The sequence below is a fragment of the Aphanothece stagnina RSMan2012 genome, assembly GCF_046764815.1.
GTDB lineage: Bacteria > Cyanobacteriota > Cyanobacteriia > PCC-6307 > Cyanobiaceae > NIES-981.
Genome location: NZ_JBKOUC010000106.1, coordinates 1 through 454, shown reverse-complemented (window position 1 = coordinate 454; position 454 = coordinate 1). Strand labels below are relative to the sequence as shown.

Annotated in this window: 1 protein-coding gene; it reads left to right on the top strand. The window is 61.2% G+C overall.

Annotated features, from left to right (window positions below; genetic code table 11):
- Positions 1–454 (top strand): HlyD family secretion protein (locus tag ACLNEE_RS16955; protein ID WP_459382406.1); only part of this gene is annotated, 454 nt, incomplete at both ends.

The following is a 454-nucleotide window of genomic DNA, read 5'->3' as shown; positions in this document are numbered from 1 at the left end:
CGTCGGGAGTGGTTGTCAGTACGGATCAATATCAGGCCTATGCCATGGCCACTGGCGTGATTGCCTCGGTTGCCGTATCGGAGGGAGACTCCGTCGTCAGGGGACAACTCCTGGCCACCATCCGCAACGATGCCGCCACCCTTGGCAAGGAAAATGCCATGCTGGCCGCCGACTATGCGGCACAACGCAACAATGCCGAACGATTGGAAGAAGCCCGCACCGCCGTCACCATGGCAGCCCTGAAGCGTGCCGACGACTCCATGATGGCCCTGCGCCAGCGTAACCTGATGCGTCAGGGTGTGGGAAGCAAGGTGGAAGTGGACCAGCGTGAGTTGGCCGCCGCTACGTCGCGGGCAAACCACGAAAGTGCCCAGTTACGGTTGGCACAACTGGAGAAACAACTGCGGTTTGCTGCCCGGCAGGCCGACGTACAGAAGACCATTGCAGGGGTGAC